The sequence below is a fragment of the Prolixibacter sp. DSM 2831 genome (genome assembly GCF_056493735.1).
In genome coordinates this window covers 868,486-891,188 of record NZ_CM151379.1, presented here as the reverse complement: position 1 = coordinate 891,188, position 22,703 = coordinate 868,486, and the positions used below count along the sequence as shown (strand labels likewise).

Here is a 22,703-nt window from a genome sequence, read left to right as displayed (position 1 = left end):
AATATCATAAATTTCCCGCCCCCCTTGAACTTTTTACCTCCCAATAACATTAAAAGGGCATCAAAGTTACCCTGATTTTTCAACTAATATTATTCATCAGTCATTCTTATGAAAAAAATGTACCTGGTTGCAGTACTTCTGCTTATCGGTATTGCAACTACCCAGGCTCAAACCCAACCTGACACCATTGCCATTGAAGAAGTCCTCGTCGTCTCCCAGCAAAACCTGAAGGGAACCGATATCGACTTAAAATCCATCCAGATTGAAAGTCCCCATGACGTTGGCGCGATTTTCAGAAACCAAAGTGGATTTGGAATAATCAAAAAAGGAAATTACGGGATGGACCCGGTTCTCCGGGGCTTCAAATACAGCCAGCTGAATGTGCAATTCGATGGCGGTGTGAAGTCGGCGAACGCCTGCCCTAACCGTATGGACCCGGCGATTTCGCAAATCTCTCCCGAGGATATCGAGAAAATAGAAATAGTAAAAGGACCTTACGACATGAGATACCAGTCATTCGGGGGACTGATAAACATTGTCAGCAAGCGACCGGTATACCGTCCCAATAAGCCGGTTGATACAAAAATCGACCTTGGGTACCAGTCGAACGGCAACAATTACTACGGAAATATCAATTCGCTCTATGCAGGGAAAAAGTTCGACTTCCTGCTGAATGCCGGGTACAAAGACTACGGAAACTACAAAAGCGGCAACGGAACCGTGATCCCTTCGTCGTTTAGCCGATGGGACTATACCTTGAAGGCAGGCTGGAACTTCAGCGCCAAACAACGGCTGCAACTAACCTTCCGGCAAGGCAAAGCCAGTGATGTGCTGTATGCCGGTTTGCCCATGGACGCCGATTTCGACAAAAGCACCATCGGCTCGCTGGATTATGCCCTGTCCGATGTGTCGAACGTTGTTAAAAACATCAAAGTAAAACTGTATACGTCGTTGGTTGACCACCAGATGTCGACCCGGAGGCGCCCTTCCTGGAAAATGGTGGAAGCCGTATCGCCGCTTAAGGCACAGGTGTACGGCGGAAGAACCGAATTAAAGCTGGCGACCGGAAGCAGGAATACGCTCTACGCCGGGGCCGACTTCAAAGAAATTGCCAAGCAAGGCAACCGGAACCGCAAGGTGATCATCAATCCGTGTACCGGAGTCACACTGCCATCCCCAATGAATGTCATCGATAAAATCTGGCAAGACAGCAAAAGGGACAATATCGGTCTGTTTGCAGAAAACCGTTTTGAAGTCAGCAAAAAAGTTTCATGGACGACCGGCTTACGTGCCGACAGGACTTCCTACCAAATCAACGATCCGGCCGACGATTTCAAAGTGCAATACAACAACGACATTCAGCCCGAAGCCAAAATACTTCCTTCGGTCAGCAGCCGGCTTAACTGGTACATCAACCGTGACTGGAGCCTGCAGTGGGCCATTGCCATTGCGCAGCGGGCACCCGATTTGAGCGAAGTGTTCATCAACCACCTCAGCATTGGAACCGATGCCTACGAATACCTTGGCAATCCGAACCTGAAGGCGGAAACCAACCACCAAAGCGATGTGCGTCTCGAATACAACACAGATAACCTGAAGGTGTACGGAGATGTTTTTTATTCGTACCTGACCAATTACATTAGTGCTAAGCTTGACACGTCCATTCACAAGAAGTTTATGGCCTGCAACCCGCCTTACGGGACGAAAGTGTTTACCAATATCGATAAGGCTTTTATGACCGGTTTCGAAGCCGGGGCCGAAGTAAAATTTCTGAACAATTTTACCTATTCGCTTTCAGCTGCCTATACGTATGCTCAGAACAGTACGCTTAATGAGCCGCTTCCGGAAATACCTCCGTTCACGGTGAACAGTTTCATTGCCTTCGAAAACAAAAAAGTGCAAACACGTATCCACGGCCGGTTTGCTGCCGACCAGAACCGGGTTTCCAATACCTTCGCTGAAAGTACGACGCCCGGATTTTCGGTTTTCGACTGGGATTTCTCGTACAGTCCGTTAAAAGCGGTCAGCATCAACGCTTCCGTGACCAATATTTTCAATGTAAACTATGTGGAGCACCTGAGCCGGGCCTACAAAAATAGCGGTGCCGAAACCGGAAGTCTTTACTACGAACCGGGAAGAAGCTTTCATATCGGGCTCCGGGTCACCCTATAAAGGATTAATCCGCTACAATTGTAAGATTTTACCAATACTGATTAAAGAGGCTGTCCAAAAAGGGCGGCCTCATTTTTTAAGCAGCTAACCTGATTGTTCCGAACATTTTCCTGATTTTTGGTAGGCATTGTTGTAAGTCTGCTTTTGTGCAGGATATTGCTTCAAAAACGAAAATAATTGTATAAGGAACGGAATTTTTCGGATGTTTGGACACAGTTAGGGCCACTAACTTCCTCAAGTTGTGTCCAATGGCCATTAACCCAAACTCTACTTCCACCTTGGATAATCCTTTGAGGGTAAACCGGTTAAATTTGTTGTTTGATTTCAGCTGCCCAAACACCGCTTCCGGTTCGATGGGGCGCATGCTGCGGTGGTAAAGGCCTTCTTCACTGGTTAACCTTTCTCTTGCCAACCGGCGTAATCGGGTTAGATTGTGGTTGATTTCGAGCTTTCGGTTCCCCCTGGCTTTATAGCACAGCCCCCGAAGCGGGCATCCCGTGCAATTTTGTGCCTGGTAGATACTCACCTGGTATTGATATCCCAACTGTGTTTTGCGCTTGTTGTTACTCACCCTGTTCATGCGTTGTCCCATGGGGCAGACATAAAAATCCTTTTGCTGATTGTAATACAGGTTTGCTGGCAAAAAAGCATTATTCCTTTGACTTCTTTTTTGTTCTTTATGAAAGTAGTTGTACTTGACAAAGGCTTTTATGCCCTGATTTTCCAGATGTTGGTAGTTCTCTTCGCTGCCATAGCCTGAGTCGGCAACCACCGTGGACGATCGCCTGTTGTAAAGTGATTCAAAATGGTCAAGGTGTGGTATCAGAGTGCTGGTATCGCCGGCGCGCTGATGAAGTGAAAAATGGGTAATAAACTGGTTCTCCGTGCTGATCTGAGTATTGTAAGCAGGCTTTAACTGCCCGTTTTTCATATGATCCTCTTTCATGCGCATGAAGGTGGCATCGGTATCCGTTTTTGAGTAGCTGTTTCTTTGGCCCAGGGTTTCCAGTTGCTGTTTGTATTTTTTCAGCTTCGGTAAGGCATCCGATTCCAATTGTTTCAACTGTTTTTGCTGTTTCCTGTTTAGTTTTGAGAGTTGCTCATTTATCTGGCGAATCTTCTGTTGCAACAGTTCGGAATCAATCGTCTGTGGCAGAGAATCTTCATCAGGAGCAGCAGAGTCCACTTCAATGCTTTCCTCAATCTCTTTTAGTACTTTCTCGATTTTGGCTTCAAGCTTCTCCTTGTATTTTTCAACTGAGCCACGCCAAACAAAAGTGTAGCGATTCGAGGTTGCTTCGATTTTGGTCCCGTCGATGTATTGTACATCAAGGCTAACGTACCCCATTTCGTTCATTAACCGAACCATGGAGGCAAACAACTGATGGATTTTATTTTTTAATTTCTGACTGCGGAAGTTATTAATGGTCCTAAAATTAGGCGTTGCTTCACCCGAAAGCCACATGTAATGGATATTTTCCTGAAGTTGCCGTTCTATTTTCCGGCAGGAATAGATATTGTTCAGATAACTGTAAAACAGTATCTTAATCATTACCCGAGGATGATACGAACTTGTTCCGCCGCCTTTATACGTCGATAAAATATCGTCTATGTTTAACTGGTCAACAACCTGATTAACCAGACGAACCGGGTGATTAGCCGCTATTTTATCGCTTAGGTTACCCGGAAACAGTACGGACTGTTGGGAAGTAACACTTTTAAATCGTACGTTTGATCGTGTTGTCATTAGCACCTTTAAGATACAAACCTTAAAGCGACAACAAAAACAAAGGCTGTCCAATTTTACTTTTTGGACAGCCTCTTACAGCCCACACATAGAGTTTCAACCATCGTCAGTTGAACTTCCTCAGTTTCGGGAAGCACTTCACCAGCTCCGGATGATGCACTGGAATTCCAACAGGGACCAAATCAGATTCAAATGAAGTCCCTGAGTTTTGAGAAGTATTTCATCAGCGCGTAAAGAAGTGCTCCCGGTCACTGAGGGTGCTTCGTCACCATCTGTTGAGTCAATCCCAGTCATTCAAAGTGTCACAACAGGATCTGGTGAACGACTCTTAATCATTCAGAGTGCTCCGTCAGATGCCGGTGAAGCCATCTAAGTTACTGAAAGTGCTTCGTCAGACGCCGGTGAAGTCATCTAAGTGGGGAAAAGTGCCTCGCCAGACGCAAACGGGATGGGATGAATACCTGATGACACATCTTCACATGCCAATGGAATAAGCTGAATGCCTCCGGGTGATTCGTTGTGTGTTGTTTCTGTAATGAAAACGGCACCTCACAAAGCAGTCGGGAAAAAACAAAATTTAAACAGCTGAAACATACTCCATGTCGTAAAATTGTCGAATCCACAGCTAAACCTGCAATTCGGCGATTTTTAATTTTTCAACTACCCAAACACTCTATCATTGTCGCAAAACGTAAATACAATTGACAATGAAAAAACTAATCACACTTTCGTTAACGCTGTTCCTTTTACAGGCAGCATTTGGACAAAACAACACAAGCACAGCAGACAGCTTGAAGAGAGAAGGGCTTTTAATGCCCGCTTTAATGAAATACGGCGAAACCATGGTACAGCATCCTTCTGCTGAAGTGTCGTATAAAATTGCTTCCACCACTGCACTTCTATGGACTTCCCAAATGAGAGACACCACTTTCTATTTCCTGAACATCGCACTTCAAAACGACTCCACGCTGGAACCATTATACAACCCCGACTTTCTAAGCATCATCGATGATCCGAGGTGGAAAAAAGTGGAAGATGCTCAATTTGAAAAGTATGAAGCAAAACATGGCCCCATCAAAAACAAACCATTTGCCCGGGAATTGTTCCGGATGATCATCAAAGACCAGGGGATGATGTATGCGGGAAATATTGAAAGAAGGAAATACATCAAGAATGGAGGATATTTTAGTACGCCGGCCATCTTTCCTGTTCTCGCGATGGAAGAAAAAAACAAAAAGGAAAACGAGGAGCGACTACCGGAACTACTGAGCCAATATGGCTGGCCAACAACGTCGGAGGTAACAGAGTATGCCGCGGCAGGAGCAGCATTGATCATCAATCATGCCAGTCATGAACTCAGGGCTAAATACTTTCCGATGCTGGAAAAGGCCTTCAAAAATGGAGAAGCACAACCGCTTCGATATGCCAAAATGCGCGACCGGTTGCTGGTAGAGGAAGGCAAGGAACAGTTATATGGAACGCAAGTCAGATTCGACCAGATGGTACGGGTACCTTATCCCATTAAGGAACCTGAAAATGTGGACAAGCGCAGAGCCGAAATTGGATTAGGTCCTTTGAAACCCTACCTAAAGGCACGGTTTAATATCGATTGGCCGGTTGCTGAAAAGGAGTAGACAGAAGAAAACTACGACCAATTAACCAGACTCCAATGGACTACGCCAAATGTTACCGGCTGATTCATTGGAGCCTGTTTTTGTGACAAAACCTGGTGCCCTCAAAGAAGCCAGATATGTAATTTGGAGTGTAATTAAAATGACCTGCTTATCCGCAAACAATAAAAAAACAATGAACTACCTAAAAAAAACACTATACATACTTATCCTTCTCTTTGGATTGTCAACTACAGTTCATGCTCAAAAACTCGAAAAACAGTTTGATGAAATGCTTGAAAAGGAGTTCCCACCATCCGCGCCTGGAACAACGGCATTAGTAGCAATCAATGGGAAAGTCATCTATCTCAAGTCCTTTGGGATGGCCAATCTGGAATTAGGTGTTAAAACGGAGCCCGACATGGTGTATGAAATCGGGTCAATAACAAAACAGTTTACCGCTGTTTCCATATTAATGTTGATGGAACAGGGAAAACTAAATTTGGATGATGATATAACCAAATTCATCAAGGACTACCCTACTCATGGTTACCACATTAGTATTCATCACTTATTGACGCACACCTCCGGAATAAAAAGCTATACATCTATGAAGAACTGGTTTTCAGTTTGGCGAAAAGACTTTACACCAAAAGAATTCATTAATTTTTTCAAGAATGAGCCCATGGATTTTGCTCCGGGGGAAGAATGGAGATATAACAACTCAGCCTATTTTATTCTTGGTTACATTATTGAAAAGGCATCAGGGCAAACCTATGAACAATTTGTCAAATCAAATATTTTCGAACCACTTGGAATGCGTCATACTTTCTACGGCAGTCATTCCAAAATCATTAAAAACAGAGCTTATGGGTACCAAAAACGGGGAGACTATAAGAATGCCGACTACCTGAGCTTTACACAACCGTATGCTGCTGGCGCCCTGATGTCAACTGTCGAAGATCTCTTTATTTGGAACCGGGCAATTCGCTCCAACAAACTGGTAAAAAAGGAATCAATAGATTTAGCGTTTACAAACTATCAATTAAACAACGGGGAGAAAATAAATTACGGCTACGGGTGGGGCCTGAATGATATTAATGGAAGTCCAACTATTGAGCATAGCGGTGGGATTTTCGGCTATGTTACCAACTCAATCTATCTTCCAAATGAAGATGTATTTGTTGCAGTCTTTTCAAATTGTGATTGTCATGATCCCGGGCAGGTTTCAACCAGGATGGCAGCACTTGCCATTAATAAACCATATCCCACCCAGAAAGATGTAATATCAGTTGACAATGAATATCTTAAAAAACTGGTTGGAGTATATGATTTTGAAGACAGCACAACCAGAATTATAACGCTACATAATAATAATTTGTACAGTCAAAGAACCGGAAGTAGTAGAAAAAGACTATATCCAATTAAGGGAAATACTTTTTTCTTCGAAAATAGTTTGTCTGAAATTCAATTTCAGGAAAGAGGAAACCAGGTTGAAGCAAGCTTCTCCAATCGAATAAATAAAACGAAGGGAATAAAAACGGATAAACCTATTCCATTACATAATGAAATACACCTGAGTCCGGAAATATTGAAGCGATTCATTGGTGTTTACGAAATACAACCTGGATTCAATATCAATGTGACTTTAGAGGATGGAAAATTAATGACACAAGCCACAGGGCGACAGAAATTTCAAATTTACCCAGAATCAGAAACCAAATTCTTTCCTAAAGTAATTGATGCTCAAATAGAGTTTATAGAAAATGACAGTGGCAGCATAGATTCATTCATTATATACAAAGGTGGTCAGAAGATTGTAGGGAAAAAGAAAAACGAGACACCTTGATAGACTATCTGTCAAAGAAAACGACGACCAATTAAATAGACTCCAATGAACTAATCCGGATGTCACCGGTTGATTCACTGGAGTCTGTTTTTGAGATAAAACGTGGTTCTCAAAGAAGCCGGATATGTAATTTGGGCCGAAATGATTACCTTGGAAATGAAGCACATCCCAATCTGCGTGTAAAACAACGATGTTGATACACTCTAGTTGTGCATTATGATAATTTGGTATGGCATCTCATCCGAATAAACCTGACACCTCGATTTATTTGAGCTTTTTGCGCTTTATTCGGTTGGGCATTCTCCTAAACGCTATGAGTAATCGACAACCTGAACCTATGAGAGGATTCGCCCCCGATAATTCACGCTCATGTACTTTGTCTTTTTTAATTGATTAAATCACGTTTCCTTTACTTCATCAATGAATGGGGCAAAACACATATCAGACAACAAGAGCATCAGCCTCTACTGGAAATTACAGCTTTTAGGCTGGGGAACAGTCTCCTTATATTGGGCTTATACCGTATATACCAGGGACAATTATGGAGTATTCTTCACATTCCTCAATTATGTGCTTGATATTGCCATTGGTGTCTTACTCACCCACCTCTACAGATACATCGCCAAAAAATATAAATGGAGTGCACTTAGTCTTGGCAGTTTAGTCGCCAGGGTTATTCCTTCGATAATTCTATTTTCCGTTGCCTACATGGAGCTTGCAGATCTCAAATGGCACCTTTACTGGGTTTTTGTAGAAAACAAAGATTACACCCTGTGGTATTCTTTAAGTTATTGGAATCCTGTTTTTATAACAGGTCTACGCTTAATGGCTATCTGGATTCTGGCGTATCATCTATATCACTACCATCAAAATAAACTGGAAACAGCCGAACAAAATACGGAGCTTTTGGTCATTGCCAAACAGGCACAACTCGATAACCTGGCAACACAACTCAATCCTCATTTCTTATTTAATTCCCTCAATTCCATAAAATCACTGATCATTGAAAATCCGAAGATTGCCAGAAGAGCAGTGGATTTGCTTTCCGATATTTTGCGCACCTCATTGTATGAAAAAGACGCTCCGTTTATCACGATTAAAGAAGAGCTCGAATTGGTAAAAGATTTTGTCGATCTTGAAAAGATTCGGTTCGAGGAGCGTTTAAACGTGTCAATAGAAATGGATAGTGGACTGGAAAACTACCTGATTCTTCCATTAAGTATTCAGCTTCTGGTAGAGAACAGTATAAAGCACGGTATTGATAAACGAATTAGTGGAGGTGACATTAAGCTATCCATAAAGAAAACAACAGAAACCATTGAAATCGTCGTTCAGAATTCCGGTCAAATTGCCGGCAACAATTCGGAAGCAGGCATCGGAATTAAAAACCTGACTAAAAGATTGCAACTGCATTACGATGGAGGCGCCAGTTTCGAATTGAAAAATATAGATAATGACCGTGTGAGGGCTACTTTAATCATACCAATCCGAAAAAAATGAATACCTACAGGACAATCATAATAGATGATGAACGACTGGCAAGGGAAGAAGTGAAAAGAGCCCTGTCAAATTACCCTGAATACATTGTCGTTGGGGAAGCATCCAATGTTTATGACGCCGTCACTTTAATAGAAAAAGAACATCCGGACCTGATATTCCTGGACATTCATATGCCTGAAAAATCAGGATTCGATTTGCTGGAAGAGCTTGCGGTAGTTCCAAAAGTAGTATTCACAACGGCATACGATCAATACGCTGTGAAGGCATTTGAAGTGAATGCGTTGGATTATTTGGTTAAGCCATTGAGAGACGAGCGGTTTGCTGTCACCATTGAAAAGATTCAGGCAGAGTTCTCAAAAATGGAGGCCAGAAAAAATCCTTTGCCGATGCACTATAAGATATTCATAAAAGATGGTGAGCAGTGTTATTTCGTTCCCTTAAAAGACATTCGGCTTATCCAGTCGATGGATAACTATGCGCGCTTCTTTTTTGGGAATGATACGGCCATGATTAAGCGTTCGCTCAACCTGATCGAGGAAAAGCTGGACCCGAATGTATTCTTTAGGATTAATCGTAGCCAGATTGTGAATACGGAATATATAGAAAGAATAACTCCCGGCTTCAAACAAAAATTGAATATTGAGTTGACTACCGGAGAAACGCTGGAGGTATCCAGTCGTCAATCTGCCCGATTCAAAAACTGGAATAGTTTATAAAAGATGAAAAATCTACTGATACTGTTGATTTTAGTAACCGTTAGCATAACGCTGAAGGGCCAGTCCATAAAATTTGAAAAGGCAGCATTGTCCGACACGGCATCTTTGGCTACGGAAATGCAAAATCTGGCAAAAGATTATTTGCAGCAAAGCCAGCTCAAAGGCCTGAAAATCGAACCAAACGACCTTTACCAGATAGAAATCCTCGCGGGGATGTATGATCGCGCCATCAAAACCATTCAATCTACCAGAAAAGGTGTTTCCGTTCAAAACAGTCACCCCGATAAGATTCCATATGAGCTATTTGCCAAGGCAAAAATGGAGCAATCAGAGAAGCAAATCCCTTTTGAAACCGCTTACCGAAAGGTATTGTCTGATTATTTGCAAAACTGTAGTGATGAGCAGCTTTCTTCTGTCAATATCGTATTGACGACGAGTGATCAGGTGGCTTATTTCACGAACCGGTTTAAGGAGAACTACGCCAAAGCTTCAGGGCCAGAAATTACTCCGGAGGAAGCTTTAACGCTGTTGCGGTCCTATTTCCTTTATCACGTGTTTCATAGTACAGAGGCTATTGTATTCGGGGAAATAAAAAGAGAACAAAACAGAAGATATTATATCGAACAAAAGTTGATCGTTTCCCCCATCGACAGCGCTCAGATTTCCGTTACGGTTGTTCGCAAAAGAGGAACCGGCCCCCTTCCCGCCATCCTGACTTTTACTATTTATGCTGATTCAACAAATATTAATCAAGCCATATTACCGGCATCGAAAGGTTATGTCGGGGTTTTGGCTACTTCCAGGGGGAAGGGCCTGAGCAATGACTCTATTGAGCCTTACAGGCATGAACACAATGATGTTTATGCCGTGATTGACTGGATTAGTAAGCAGCCCTGGAATAATGGTAAAGTGGGAATGTTCGGAGGTAGTTACAATGGTTTTGCTCAGTGGGCATCCATGAAAGACAGCGTACCTCCGGCTTTAAAAACAATTGTGCCTTGTGTTTCGGCTGCTCCGGGAATTGACGTACCCATGGAGAATAATATCTTCTACAACTTTTCCTACAAGTGGATCTCCTATGTTACAGAAAATAGATATTTGTATCATACCGATTTTCAAAGGTGGAATAACCTTCAAAACAAATGGTTTCAATTGGGTGCACCTTATAACAAAATGGATTCCATTGATGGAACGCCCAACCATTTATTTCACGAGTGGATCAGCCACCCCAGCTATGATAGTTACTGGCAAAGCATGATTCCCTATAAAGATGAATTTGCCCATATTCATATTCCAATACTGACTATCACTGGTTATTATGATGACGGGCAACGGGGTGCCATGTATTACTATAACCAGCATTTAAAATACAACCCCAATGCAGAGGACTATCTGGTGATTGGCCCCTGGGATCATTGGGGAGCACAAACAACGCCCGGTTCCTATCTGCGCGGCTATCAGCTGGATAAAGCAGCGCAGATAGATATTCAGAATCAACTGATCTTCGACTGGTTCGATTACATCTTAAAGGGAAAGAAAAAGCCGGCTATCTTAAAAGACAAGGTGAACTTTGAAGTGATGGGTGCCAACAAATGGATGCATAAGCCGTCAGTTGCAGCCATGAGTAATGACACGGATACTTTTTACCTGGGAAATCATCAATCAAACGGTCATTACACCTTGCTAAGCAAGAGACCTAAAAAAGAATATCTAAAACTGGCGGTCGATTTAGCTGACAGAACAAAACAGAACAATGCGGACTATTATCCCTGGCCTATTGTAGCAGATAGTATCAATTTAAATGATGGTCTTGTTTTTATCAGTAAACCGTTCCAAAAGGAAAAAATCATTAATGGTTCTTTTACGGGAGTATTAACCATAGAAAGCAATAAAAAAGATTTTGACTACTCGGTAACTCTGTATGAGTTAACTCCTGAAGGGAAATATTTTCACCTGAGCTATTATATCGGTAGGGCTAGTTATGCCAAAAGCAGGGAGGTAAGGGAGCTCCTGACTCCCAATAAAGAGACAACCATCACTTTTGACAACACGCGGATTGTCAGTAAAAAGATGTCAAAAGGAAGTCGGTTGGTTGTGATTGTCAACGGGAATAAAAACCCATATGCCCAAATTAATTACGGAACAGGTAAGGATGTCAGCACTGAATCGATTGAAGACGCCCAAGAGCCCTTATTATTAAAAATTAGTTCCGACAGCAAAATAAACATTCCGATATGGAGTGAAGAATAACAACCTATTACCCTCAATTAAAAATGTAAATAATAATTAAAAACGATAAAATGACTAAAGGATTAAAAATAGTATTGACAATTGGTCTCATTGTTTTCTTTCAACAATTTGTAAACGCACAGGCAAATCAAAAGCAACATTTTTTACAAAAAGTAGGTGTTTTGGATAGTCTCCATTCTAAAATACTAAACGAGACAAGAAAGATTTATGTGCAACTACCTGCCGACTACAGTCCTGATAAGAAGAAAAAATACCCAGTGGTTTATGTTTTAGATGGTGAAGTTTTCCTTCCAACAGTTTGTGATGTACAAAGTTATTATAGTGGAGGCTATACCCCTGAAATGGTAATTGTAGGAATTTCCAATCATAAAAACAGGACAAGAGATTTAACGACATCCAAAATAACAACCAAATACGGTATGCCATTTAAAGAAAAAAATGGAGAGGCTGCTAATTTCTATAAGTTTATAGAAAACGAACTCATACCCTATGTTGAAAACAAATATCCTGTTACCAACTACAGAACATTAATTGGCCATTCGTATGGAGGTTTGTTTACGATATACATGCTGATTAAACATCCGGATGTATTTTCTAATTACATAGCCATAGACCCAAGCCTTGACTGGGATAACCAGAAGCTGTTGAAAGAGGCACGCGGAATACTTGCAACTCATCGTTATAAAAACAAAGCTCTGTTTATGTCATTAAGCGGGCAACTGGACATGCAGAACTCACAAATAACGATAGACAATGTAATGAAGGATACAACAGATTTCACTTTGTTCGCCCGTTCGAATATTGCCTTTTCAAGATTGGTAAAACAAAATGCTAAAGACGAATTGACTTTTGATTGGAAATTTTACCCCGGAGATATACATGGTACCATTCCTTTTCCATCTATTAAGGACGGTTTAATTTCACTTTTTAAATGGTATCAAATGGAGCATACGGATAAAATAAATTCATTTGACACGCCAAAAGAAGAGCTTTTGAGCATAACAACGCACAGAGAACAGAAGCTCAAAAAACATTTTGGATATTCTGTACCACCTTATCCGGAAGAACTTTTGAATATGTTAGGTTATATGAATAGGGATATGCAACATCCTGAAAAAGCGAAAATGTATTTTGAACTTGAAATCGAGTATTATCCTCAAAGTGCAAATGCTTATGATTCTATGGCCGAATACTATGAAAAACAAGGCGACTTTGCTCATGCAATTAAATATGAGAATAAGGCTTTTGAATTAAGTGGAGATGAGTCCTATAAAGAAAAAATCGAAAGACTCAAAGCGAAAAAATAAACGATTAAAATATCACTAGGATGAGAAAAGTATTATTCCTGTTGACAGCAATTTTAATATTCACTGGTTGTACCACTTCAACAACGAACAAACCCACATTAAAAGATTATAAAATCGGAGAAAAATGGAGCTGGAAATGGAGCCGCTCAGTAGATGGCGTAGTTCGTGCACAAGGTGAAGATTTTAAAGAAGTAGTCGACTATCACGGAGAACTAGGCTTCTGGAATGGCAATGACACCGTACAAATTTCAACAACTTTAAACCAAAAGCAGAGCAGCACGCCCTTTCGCGACTGGCCCTTATATGTAGGAAAAAAATGGAAATATGAATCAGAATGGGAAAATAACGAAGGTACCAAAGGAAAAACCAGTCAGGACGCTGAAGTAGTTTCATATGAAGAAGTAACTGTTGCAGCCGGGAGATTCATGGCTTACAAAATAGAATACAAAGGCATGGTAACAAATTCCAGAGGCTATAAAGGGAAAATGTCTGATACGTGGTGGTATGCCCCCGCTTTGAAAACATATATCAAGCATGTCAATAATGATGGCTATGGTGTTTATACAAATGAATTAACTAGTTATTCAAAAGCGCGGTAGTAAAAACGATGCATAAAAGTGCCACACAGCCGGCTACTATTCTCAAACTCTCCGTTCTGCATTTCTTCCATCAAAAATATAAACTCAGACCTTTGGGTTCGCAATTATAATCCCGAACTTTTATGCAGAACATTGCTGTTACTTTTGCTTCAACGAAAAACAGAATTATTAAAGGAAGCAAAACCAGAGTAGTACCCTTTGCTACGGTTTAGCGAATACTTTCAAATAATAAAAAAACAGGAAGATGGCACTCCAAACAAATGACTCTCAAAAGCATCACTTTAGTAAAAAAATATACTTCACCCTGTTTTTACTAGGTATTACACTATTCGCTCATGCGCAAAATTTAAACACAAAAATAACGCCGCATAAAACAAACAGTACAATAAATATTGACGGCATACTAAACGAATCCGTCTGGCAAAAAGCACCGTTTACCAACCAATTGTACGATGAAAATGGCCCATACAATAACACAGAGGCCTGGTTTGCCTATGATGCAGATAATCTTTATGCCGGCTTTAGATGCAAGGTAAACAGCACTTCTGAATTGAATACAAAACGTCTGGACAAGGACAACCAATTCATGTTGAGCAATGATTGGGTTGCCTTTTGTGTCGATACGTATCATGATGGAATCAATGCCTATACCTTTCTTGCCGATGCTGCCGGCAATGAATTGGATGGTTCTTTAAACCCGCCTACAAGGGATTTGTCATTTTCTTTTTCTACAAAATGGACTTCTGCCGTTAAAATAAATCCAGATGGATACACGGTTGAAATGAAAATTCCATTGGAGAACCTGCCCGTAAGATGGAACAAGGACAGTGTGACAATGGCCATACAAATTATCAGGAATGATAAACAAAACAACCGAATGGTTCAATGGCCGGCCACCAAGGATATAGGTAAGTTTCAAACCATCGTTCTGCATGGAATCAATCAAACACACCCCCCAAATTTGTCAGGTGTAAATATTGAAGACAGATTAGCCTATAAAAAATCGAAAATTGATGTTACCACCTTGTTGGGCAGGTGCCAGGGAGGAGATGCTTCTGTAATGGATTATTTACTGTTTAAGAAGAGGGATATTAACGGGGCTGAACATCCCAGGATGCTTCATTACCAACTGCAACCTGAAAGGGTCGAGCGGATGTTTGAAAATACCTCGTATTTCAAGAACTTAAAAACAAATGACGATTTCGAAACCCTGTTGGAAAGATCGCAGACCACAGCATTTATTGTATTGCGAAATGACACCATTCTATATGAAAAATATTTTAATGGCTTTAACAAAGATTCCATATTTACCTCATTTTCGGTTGCCAAATCATTTGTCAGCACACTCGTAGGATTGGCTATTTCAGATGGGTTGATTAAAAGCGAAGATGATAAAATAACCAAGTATCTGCCTGAGTTGATGGAGAAAGATACCTGTTTTTCAAAAATTACCATCAAGGATTTGTTAAGTATGAGTTCAGGACTTGCCTATTCTCACGATGGATTTCCTTCCGATGATGAGTTTACTTATCAATCTCCGGATTTACGAAGTGCGGTCTTAGAACATGTCAGAATCTCGGACCAACCCGGTAAACACTGGCTTTACAATAACTATAACCCGCTTTTACTGGGTATGATACTGGAACGAACGACTGGTAAGTCGGTTTCTAAATATGCAGAAGAAAGACTATGGAAAAAAATGGGAGGAAGCAATGCCAGCTGGAGCCTTGATGAACATGGTTTTGAGAAAATGGAAAGCGGTATCAACTGCCATGCTCACGATTATGCACGATTCGCTTTGCTTTTTTTGAATAAAGGTAAGTGCAATGGTAGACAAGTAATACCTGAAAGCTGGATGCAAAAAGCAACACAACCACAAGAAAGACCTGAAGGATATTATGATTACCTTATGGAAAATAATACGTATTACAACTATCTGTGGTGGGGTAAATTTCGTGACAGACAGGAAAATGCCAATGACTTTTTTGGAATGGGAAACAAGGGCGAATATGTTTATATCTGTCCACAGAAGAAGCTCACCATCATCAGACTGGGCTTTGAATATGGTTTCACTCCCGCATCAATGTCGTGGCCGGAAATGTTTTATGAATTTGCAACAGGTTTTAAATAGAAACTCCCTTTTTATTCGAGGGACAACCTATGTGCGAAGGAAGTTGAATAATCTGGTACAAAACTAACAAACACTGGCCGACATTCATTATCAACCGAAAGACACAAAGATTTATGCCATTAATATTCATTACCATTTTAGGATTAACAATGGCTTGCTCAAATATTAGTGATGCACAAAATACTCAAACGACCGAAAATCTCAAAGCTGTGCTGGATACAGTCTGGCAAACAGAACAGACACCCATCCATTTAAGGGATTCATTAATGAAAATTTATGGTGCAGATTCAAAACAGTTTCAAAAGTATCAGGCAATCTATAAACGGAATCACCAGGTTAATGAGCAAATAGTAAAAAACATTCTCGATAAATACGGTTGGCCAACCAAAGAAATGATTGGAGAATACGGTAACTGGACTATTTGTAATGTCCTTCAACATTCAGATAATGCTGTCCTGCTGGAATATCTTCCTCTGATGACACAAGCAGTAAAAGATAATAAACTGGAACCACGATTCCTGGCCAGAGCAGAAGACAGGATTGCGACAGCACTAGGCGAGCTACAAATCTATGGAGGGCAGATGAAATATTATCCGGAAACAAAAACCTTCAATGTATGGCCGGTATACGACCCCGTGAATATCGATAAACGAAGGGCAGCAATAGGCCTCGGTCCCATCGCTGAATTTTTAAAGAAACGGTTCGACTTTGAATGGAATCTTGAAGAGCAAATAAAGAGAACAAAAGAATTTAAACGGAAACAAAAATCCACACGGGCTAACTAATTAATGAAGTTTCTGTAGAAATCCATAAATTCACAATAAACGTTATCTGTGATTTAAAATGAATGAACTCAAGCAAATAAAGGCTAGTCCAAAAACCGGTAATGAGTATATAACAGAAAACGACCAAGAAACAGAATACAACCTATTAGACTTTTGGCGTTGGAGTGTTTCCGATATTCTGAGCAATGCAACTCGGGGCAGATTCTCTGAATTTATTGTAGGTACAGCAATTGGACTGAATCCTGAGAATTTGAGGGAAGAATGGGACGCTTACGATCTAAAGACTGAAGAAGGAATTAAAATAGAAGTCAAATCCGCTGCATATATCCAGAGTTGGTATCAAAGGAAGTTTTCAACGATTTCGTTTTCGATCAAACCTGCACGATTTTGGGACTCAAAAACAAATCAGCAACAAAAAGCTCCTAAAAGACATGCCGACCTTTATGTATTCTGCCACTTAAAACATAAAGAACAAAGTACGATAGATCCATTGAAAATGGAGCAATGGGATTTCTACATCTTACCAACCTTTCGGATTGACAATTATAAGAGAAGCCAAAGTTCAATCACGTTGAATTCACTAAGAAGACTAACCGATCCCAAGAAATATAGCGAACTAAAGAATGAAATAAGAAAAGCATACACGGAGCAGAAAGAACACAACCGCCAAACATAAGATAATCTTCCGTGAAAGTATTCCAACTACGCCCCCCAATCACCCATCAAAATTCCCAAAACCATTATATCTTAGCGGGGAAAAACTTGTAATTATGGAATGGACCTGGCTCTTTGTAGGATGTATGGCGATTGCCATCCTTTATTTGCGTTTCGCACCGCGACCGTTGCCGCCCAAAACACGGGTCGACCGGTTTATGAACTTCGTGCTGCGCTGGTTCCATTCGCTTACCTGGTTCTTTTTCGCCCTGTTTTGCCTCGTACGCATGGCAGCACTCCCGTCGCTTTATGAATTGGGATTCATCTTCGCCATTGTGGGCGGGTTGATATATTTCCTATTTTTAGGAGTATTTCTGTTCAGCCGCTTTTCCAGGCGCCGATAACAGAAGTCGATTCACAACCCGATAAACCAATATTTATGAGCCAGTTGATGCTTCTGGCGATTGTCATTTCGGCGGTTGCCTTGCTGTTGTTACTTGTCCTCCGATTCAAAATCAATGCCTTCATCGCGCTCATCGTTACGAGCATGTATGTCGGTCTGGCCACCGGCATGAAACCCGACAAGGTGCTGGAAAGCATCCAGAACGGGATGGGCGGAACACTTGGTTTTGTAGCAACTGTTGTCGGCCTTGGCGCCATTTTCGGAGCATTGCTGGAGCACAGCGGGGGAGCCCGTTCACTGGCCCATTACCTGGTCGGGAAGTTCGGATACGAACGGGCCTCGTGGGCTATGGTGCTCACCGGCTTCATCGTAGCTATCCCGGTTTTCTTCGATGTCGGGTTCATCATTCTGGTCCCCATCGTGTACGCGCTTTCGCGGGATACTGGCCGGCCGGTGTTGTATTACGGCATTCCGCTTTTGGCAGGTCTGGCTGTTACGCACAGCTTTATTCCTCCTACTCCGGGACCGGTGGCTGTAGCCGAAATTGTTGGTGCCAACCTGGGCTGGGTCATCCTGCTCGGCTTCATTGTTGGATTACCTACCGCTATCATTGCCGGGCCGGTGTTCGGTAAGTTCATCAGTAAACGAATCACTGCTTCCCCTCCTGCTTTTCTGGAAGAAGATGAGAAGCATACTGATACCAGCCAACTACCCAACTTTGGCATTATTGCTGCGCTGATCGGCGTTCCATTGTTACTCATTCTGGTCAATACCATTTCCGGTGTTTTGGTCAGCAAAAAAATCATCGCCGCCAGCACAACAACCGACATCATCAGTTTCCTGGGACATCCTTTTACCGCTTTAACCCTGGCAACATTACTGTCACTCTATTTTCTGGGAACCAAACGAGGCGTATCCGGAAAAGAGTTGCTCGACATCAGTACCAAAGCGCTGGGTCCTGCCGGCATCATCATCCTGATCACCGGAGCCGGTGGCGTATTCAAACAGGTGCTCATCGACTCCGGCATTGGAAAAATGCTGGCCCATTCCATCGCCAACTCGGCACTTCCTCCGTTGCTGTTGGCCTGGTTGCTGGCAGCAGTCGTCCGCGTGACGCAAGGAAGTTCTACTGTTGCCATGATCACAGCTGCCGGCATTATGGCGCCGGTACTGGAGGTCTTCGACCTTTCGGCCCCACATCGCGCACTCATTGTGCTGTCCATTGCAGCAGGAGCCACCATCCTTTCCCATGTAAATGACAGCGGTTTCTGGCTGGTCGGAAAATACTTCGGCATCGACGAAAAACAGACGCTCCGCTCATGGACGGTGATGGAAACCATCATCTCGGTTTCGGGATTAATTCTCAGCCTTGGATTGAGTTTCTTCGTGTAGGTAAAAAAATTCTTAAGGATGGATATTTATCCGAATAATCACTTAAATGATTCCATTCTTTTTATGACCTTTGTCATTCCACAGTAAAATACGTCCCACAAAACACCACGCAACATGTACAAAATTCAGACACTGAACAAGATTGACGAAAAAGGGTTAAAACTCTTTCCGGCTGACGCTTACGAAGTAGGCGGCGAAGTAACCGAACCGGAAGGCATCGTGCTCCGCAGTTTCAAAATGCACGATATGGAGCTTCCATCATCCCTGAAAGCCATTGCCCGTGCCGGAGCCGGAGTAAATAACATCCCGATTGATAAATGCACCGACAAAGGCATTGTTGTATTCAATACCCCGGGTGCCAACGCCAACGCGGTAAAAGAACTGGTAATTGCCGGTATGTTGCTTTCGTCCCGGAACATTGCCGGTGGAATTGAGTGGGCCAAGACCTTGAAGGGAGAAGGCGATAATGTCGCTCCCATGGTCGAAAAAGGAAAATCGAACTTCGCCGGCAACGAAATCAAAGGAAAAACACTGGCAATCATCGGATTGGGAGCGATTGGTGTTATGGTAGCCAATGCTGCCGAAGCGCTGGACATGAATGTGATAGGTTTTGACCCGTATATCTCTGTCGAGCATGCCTGGGAACTGAACCAGAATATCGCCCGTGCCGAAAGCATTGAAGCGCTGTTGGCGCAAGCCGATTACGTGACACTGCAGATTCCGTTGATGGACAAAACCAAAAACTTCATCGATGCAGAAAAAATTGCGATGATGAAGGACGGCGTACGTATCCTGAACTTTGCCCGCGGCGGATTGGTTTCCAACGCCGATTTGAAACCGGCACTCGAGAGCGGAAAAGTTGGCTGGTATGTAACCGACTTCCCGGATGACGAAGTTTTGAATATGAAGAATGTGATTGCCATTCCTCATCTGGGTGCTTCTACACAGGAATCAGAAACCAACTGTGCAGTAATGGCCGTACGTGAAGTTCGCGACTACCTCGAAAACGGGAACATCCGCAACTCAGTGAACTTCCCCGATGTAGCCATGAACCGCAACGGAGGCGCCCGCATTCTCATCGCCAACAAGAACGTTCCGAATATGGTGAGCCAGATCTCAACATTGCTGGCAGGTTACGGCGTGAACATTGCCGATATGATGAACCGCAACCGCAACGGCATTGCCTACAACATCATCGATATCGACCGGAATGAGCTGGATCCTGAAGTGAGTGACAAACTTCGCGAGATTGAAGGCATCTTCCTGGTTCGCGTTCTTCCCGGACAGAAATAACAATCTTTAATGTTTAGATAAAAAAACACTCCAAACCTTACTGGTTCTGGGGTGTTTCTTTTTATACAAACTCAGATGAAAATCAGTTTGTATAAGGCAAATAATGAAAGTGTATATTTTACACCTATTGTTGCCATTTTACTAATCAAAAATTTCTATTTTTACGTCGAAAATATTTTAATCACAACCAGATGAAGAACAATTTAACCAATAAAGCAGCAGACAACATTCGGATTTTATCGGCCGCCATGGTCGACAAAGCAAATTCAGGTCACCCTGGCGGTGCTATGGGCGGAGCTGATTATGCAAATATTTTGTATTCTGAATTCTTAAAATACAATCCGGACGACATGAGCTGGCCGTTCCGTGATCGTTTCTTCCTCGATCCCGGTCACATGTCTCCCATGCTTTATTCCGTTCTGGCCCTTTCGGGAAAATTCTCCATGGAAGATCTGAAGAACTTCCGTCAGTGGGGTTCAGTTACTCCGGGTCACCCGGAATTGGATACTGAGCGGGGTGTGGAAAACACTTCCGGACCGCTGGGACAAGGACACACCATGGCCGTTGGAGCTGCTATTGCCGAGCGATTCCTCTCCGCAAGGTTTGGCGAATGGATGTCACATAAAACTTTTTCTTTCATCTCTGATGGTGGTATTCAGGAAGAAGTATCGCAGGGAGCAGGTCGTCTGGCCGGTTTCCTCGGATTGAGCAACCTGATTATGTTCTACGATTCGAACGATATTCAGCTCTCTTCCGAAACCGATGAAGTAACAACTGAAGATACAGCAAAAAAATACGAAGCCTGGGGATGGAAAGTATTAACCATCGAAGGAAATGATACTGAAGCCATCCGCGGTGCGTTGAAAATTGCCACCGAAGAAAAAGAAAAGCCCACGCTCATCATTGGTAAAACCATTATGGGTAAAGGTGCTGTAACCGATGGCGGCGATAGTTTCGAGCGCAAAGTTTCTACTCACGGACAGCCGCTCTCCAAGGCGGGTGCTTCTCTCGACAAAACCATCGAAAATCTGGGGGGCGATCCGAAGGAGCCATTCCAAATCTTCCCCGAAGTAGAAGAGCTTTACAAAAAGCGCCAGGAAGAATTGCGCCAATGGGTAAAAGAGTTCGAAGCAGAAAAAGAAAAATGGGAAAAAGCCAATCCGGAATTAGCTGAAAAACTGGAAAACTTCCTTTCCGGTGACATTCCTGAATTTGATTTTGCCGCACTGGAACAAAAAGCCAATACCGCAACCCGTGCTGCATCAGGTACTGTTTTGGCAGCTTTCGCGGATCAGGTTGAAAACATGATTGTGGCTTCTGCTGACTTGTCGAACTCCGACAAAACCGATGGCTTCCTGAAAAAGACCCATCCGTTTACCAAGAACGATTTCACCGGAGCGTTCCTGCAGGCAGGTGTATCAGAGTTGACCATGGCTTGTGTAATGAACGGTCTGGCACTGCACGGTGGTGTGATTCCGGTGTGCGGAACCTTCTTCGTGTTCTCTGATTACATGAAGCCCGCCGTTCGTTTGGCTGCGCTGATGGAACTTCCGGTAAAATATGTCTGGACACACGACGCATTCCGCGTAGGCGAAGACGGTCCTACTCACCAGCCGGTAGAGCAGGAAGCACAAATTCGTCTGCTCGAGCAGTTAAAAAATCACCACGGCGAAAACTCCATGCTGGTTCTCCGTCCCGCCGATGGTACCGAAACAACGGTAGCATGGAAAATGGCTCTGGAGAATACGGATACGCCGACCGCATTGATTTTATCTCGCCAAAATATCAAAGACCTGCCGGCCAACAGCGACCGTTACACCGATGCGCTGCAGGCTGAAAAAGGTGCATACATTGTTGAGAACGACGCCAACCCGGATGTCATCCTGCTGGCTTCAGGTTCTGAAGTAGCTACACTGGTCGACGGTGCTGCGTTGCTGCGTGAGCGCGATGGTTTGGAAGTTCGTGTGGTTTCCGTACCTTCCGAAGGTCTTTTCCGCAATCAGGAGAAAGCTTACCAGGAAGAAGTACTTCCGGTTAACGTACCGAAATTCGGTATGACAGCTGGTTTACCGGTTACCCTGAAAGGACTGGTTGGAGACGACGGCGCTGTTTGGGGACTCAACTCGTTTGGATTCTCAGCACCTTACACCGTACTCGACGAAGAGTTGGGCTTCAACGGTGAAAACGTATACAAACAAGTAAAAACATTCCTTGGAAAATAACTTGCACTTGTTACCAATGAAAATCCCCGGTCGTTTTGCCGGGGATTTTTTATTTCAGGAAATACTATATCAT

16 protein-coding genes and 1 pseudogene are annotated in these 22,703 nt (G+C 42.7%); 16 read left to right on the top strand and 1 reads right to left on the bottom strand.

Translation table 11 applies throughout. The annotated features are described in order from the left end of the window. Positions 1 to 108 precede the first annotated feature (108 nt). The gene (locus AC060N_RS03445; RefSeq protein WP_479525897.1) at positions 109 to 2,172 is read left to right on the top strand and encodes a TonB-dependent receptor domain-containing protein; all 2,064 of its coding nucleotides are present in this window, start codon (positions 109 to 111) and stop codon (positions 2,170 to 2,172) included. A 226-nt stretch (positions 2,173 to 2,398) separates the two neighbouring features. Here the strand turns inward: AC060N_RS03445 and AC060N_RS03440 are convergent. Beyond that, positions 2,399 to 3,919 (bottom strand): annotated as a pseudogene (locus tag AC060N_RS03440) (IS1182 family transposase); the annotation flags it as partial. 341 nt (positions 3,920 to 4,260) lie between these two features. Between AC060N_RS03440 and AC060N_RS03435 the strand changes: the two are divergent. The 15 genes from AC060N_RS03435 (at position 4,261) to AC060N_RS03365 (ending at position 22,630) form a co-directional block, all read left to right on the top strand. Continuing rightward, complete coding sequence (locus AC060N_RS03435; RefSeq protein WP_479525896.1) at positions 4,261 to 4,413, top strand: hypothetical protein; 153 nt, start codon at positions 4,261 to 4,263, stop codon at positions 4,411 to 4,413. 213 nt (positions 4,414 to 4,626) lie between these two features. After that, positions 4,627 to 5,553: a DUF6624 domain-containing protein gene (locus AC060N_RS03430; protein WP_479525895.1), complete on the top strand. Its 927-nt coding sequence runs from the start codon at positions 4,627 to 4,629 to the stop codon at positions 5,551 to 5,553. A gap of 49 nt (positions 5,554 to 5,602) precedes the next feature. Continuing rightward, complete coding sequence (locus AC060N_RS03425) at positions 5,603 to 7,378, top strand: serine hydrolase (RefSeq protein ID WP_479525894.1); 1,776 nt, start codon at positions 5,603 to 5,605, stop codon at positions 7,376 to 7,378. A gap of 420 nt (positions 7,379 to 7,798) precedes the next feature. Then, a complete protein-coding gene (locus AC060N_RS03420) occupies positions 7,799 to 8,878 on the top strand; it encodes a sensor histidine kinase (protein ID WP_479525893.1) in 1,080 nt (359 codons plus the stop codon). After that, the gene (locus AC060N_RS03415; protein ID WP_479525892.1) at positions 8,875 to 9,594 is read left to right on the top strand and encodes a LytR/AlgR family response regulator transcription factor; all 720 of its coding nucleotides are present in this window, start codon (positions 8,875 to 8,877) and stop codon (positions 9,592 to 9,594) included. Before AC060N_RS03420 ends, AC060N_RS03415 begins: the two co-directional genes overlap by 4 nt. A 3-nt stretch (positions 9,595 to 9,597) precedes the next feature. Further along, the gene (locus AC060N_RS03410) at positions 9,598 to 11,844 is read left to right on the top strand and encodes a CocE/NonD family hydrolase (protein WP_479525891.1); all 2,247 of its coding nucleotides are present in this window, start codon (positions 9,598 to 9,600) and stop codon (positions 11,842 to 11,844) included. Positions 11,845 to 11,894: 50 nt separating this feature from the next. Next, positions 11,895 to 13,151, top strand: coding sequence for an alpha/beta hydrolase-fold protein (locus tag AC060N_RS03405; RefSeq protein WP_479525890.1), 1,257 nt, complete (start codon positions 11,895 to 11,897; stop codon positions 13,149 to 13,151). A 20-nt stretch (positions 13,152 to 13,171) separates the two neighbouring features. Further along, positions 13,172 to 13,750, top strand: coding sequence for a hypothetical protein (locus AC060N_RS03400; protein WP_479525889.1), 579 nt, complete (start codon positions 13,172 to 13,174; stop codon positions 13,748 to 13,750). 244 nt (positions 13,751 to 13,994) lie between these two features. Further along, positions 13,995 to 15,881: a serine hydrolase gene (locus AC060N_RS03395; RefSeq protein ID WP_479525888.1), complete on the top strand. Its 1,887-nt coding sequence runs from the start codon at positions 13,995 to 13,997 to the stop codon at positions 15,879 to 15,881. 113 nt (positions 15,882 to 15,994) lie between these two features. Next, positions 15,995 to 16,666 carry a DUF6624 domain-containing protein gene (locus AC060N_RS03390; protein WP_479525887.1) on the top strand — a complete coding sequence of 224 codons (672 nt, stop codon included), beginning with the start codon at positions 15,995 to 15,997 and terminating at the stop codon, positions 16,664 to 16,666. Between the two features lie 58 nt (positions 16,667 to 16,724). After that, positions 16,725 to 17,342: a hypothetical protein gene (locus AC060N_RS03385; RefSeq protein ID WP_479525886.1), complete on the top strand. Its 618-nt coding sequence runs from the start codon at positions 16,725 to 16,727 to the stop codon at positions 17,340 to 17,342. Positions 17,343 to 17,436: 94 nt separating this feature from the next. Beyond that, positions 17,437 to 17,724 carry a hypothetical protein gene (locus AC060N_RS03380; protein ID WP_153637721.1) on the top strand — a complete coding sequence of 96 codons (288 nt, stop codon included), beginning with the start codon at positions 17,437 to 17,439 and terminating at the stop codon, positions 17,722 to 17,724. Positions 17,725 to 17,759: 35 nt separating this feature from the next. After that, positions 17,760 to 19,115, top strand: coding sequence for a GntT/GntP/DsdX family permease (locus AC060N_RS03375; protein ID WP_479525885.1), 1,356 nt, complete (start codon positions 17,760 to 17,762; stop codon positions 19,113 to 19,115). 114 nt (positions 19,116 to 19,229) lie between these two features. Continuing rightward, positions 19,230 to 20,408: a phosphoglycerate dehydrogenase gene (locus tag AC060N_RS03370; protein WP_479525884.1), complete on the top strand. Its 1,179-nt coding sequence runs from the start codon at positions 19,230 to 19,232 to the stop codon at positions 20,406 to 20,408. Between the two features lie 191 nt (positions 20,409 to 20,599). Next, positions 20,600 to 22,630: a transketolase family protein gene (locus AC060N_RS03365; RefSeq protein WP_479525883.1), complete on the top strand. Its 2,031-nt coding sequence runs from the start codon at positions 20,600 to 20,602 to the stop codon at positions 22,628 to 22,630. Positions 22,631 to 22,703: the final 73 nt, after the last annotated feature.

Excerpts from the sequence above, each read along its gene's own strand:
- AC060N_RS03430 (WP_479525895.1), top strand. The coding sequence starts at position 4,627 with ATGAAAAAACTAATCACACTTTCGTTAACGCTGTTCCTTTTACAGGCA.
- AC060N_RS03385 (WP_479525886.1), top strand. The coding sequence starts at position 16,725 with ATGAATGAACTCAAGCAAATAAAGGCTAGTCCAAAAACCGGTAATGAG.
- AC060N_RS03380 (WP_153637721.1), top strand. The coding sequence starts at position 17,437 with ATGGAATGGACCTGGCTCTTTGTAGGATGTATGGCGATTGCCATCCTT.
- AC060N_RS03410 (WP_479525891.1), top strand. The coding sequence starts at position 9,598 with ATGAAAAATCTACTGATACTGTTGATTTTAGTAACCGTTAGCATAACG.
- AC060N_RS03395 (WP_479525888.1), top strand. The coding sequence starts at position 13,995 with ATGGCACTCCAAACAAATGACTCTCAAAAGCATCACTTTAGTAAAAAA.
- AC060N_RS03365 (WP_479525883.1), top strand. The coding sequence starts at position 20,600 with ATGAAGAACAATTTAACCAATAAAGCAGCAGACAACATTCGGATTTTA.
- AC060N_RS03375 (WP_479525885.1), top strand. The coding sequence starts at position 17,760 with ATGAGCCAGTTGATGCTTCTGGCGATTGTCATTTCGGCGGTTGCCTTG.
- AC060N_RS03400 (WP_479525889.1), top strand. The coding sequence starts at position 13,172 with ATGAGAAAAGTATTATTCCTGTTGACAGCAATTTTAATATTCACTGGT.
- AC060N_RS03405 (WP_479525890.1), top strand. The coding sequence starts at position 11,895 with ATGACTAAAGGATTAAAAATAGTATTGACAATTGGTCTCATTGTTTTC.
- AC060N_RS03370 (WP_479525884.1), top strand. The coding sequence starts at position 19,230 with ATGTACAAAATTCAGACACTGAACAAGATTGACGAAAAAGGGTTAAAA.
- AC060N_RS03420 (WP_479525893.1), top strand. The coding sequence starts at position 7,799 with ATGAATGGGGCAAAACACATATCAGACAACAAGAGCATCAGCCTCTAC.
- AC060N_RS03425 (WP_479525894.1), top strand. The coding sequence starts at position 5,603 with ATGTTACCGGCTGATTCATTGGAGCCTGTTTTTGTGACAAAACCTGGT.
- AC060N_RS03390 (WP_479525887.1), top strand. The coding sequence starts at position 15,995 with ATGCCATTAATATTCATTACCATTTTAGGATTAACAATGGCTTGCTCA.
- AC060N_RS03445 (WP_479525897.1), top strand. The coding sequence starts at position 109 with ATGAAAAAAATGTACCTGGTTGCAGTACTTCTGCTTATCGGTATTGCA.
- AC060N_RS03415 (WP_479525892.1), top strand. The coding sequence starts at position 8,875 with ATGAATACCTACAGGACAATCATAATAGATGATGAACGACTGGCAAGG.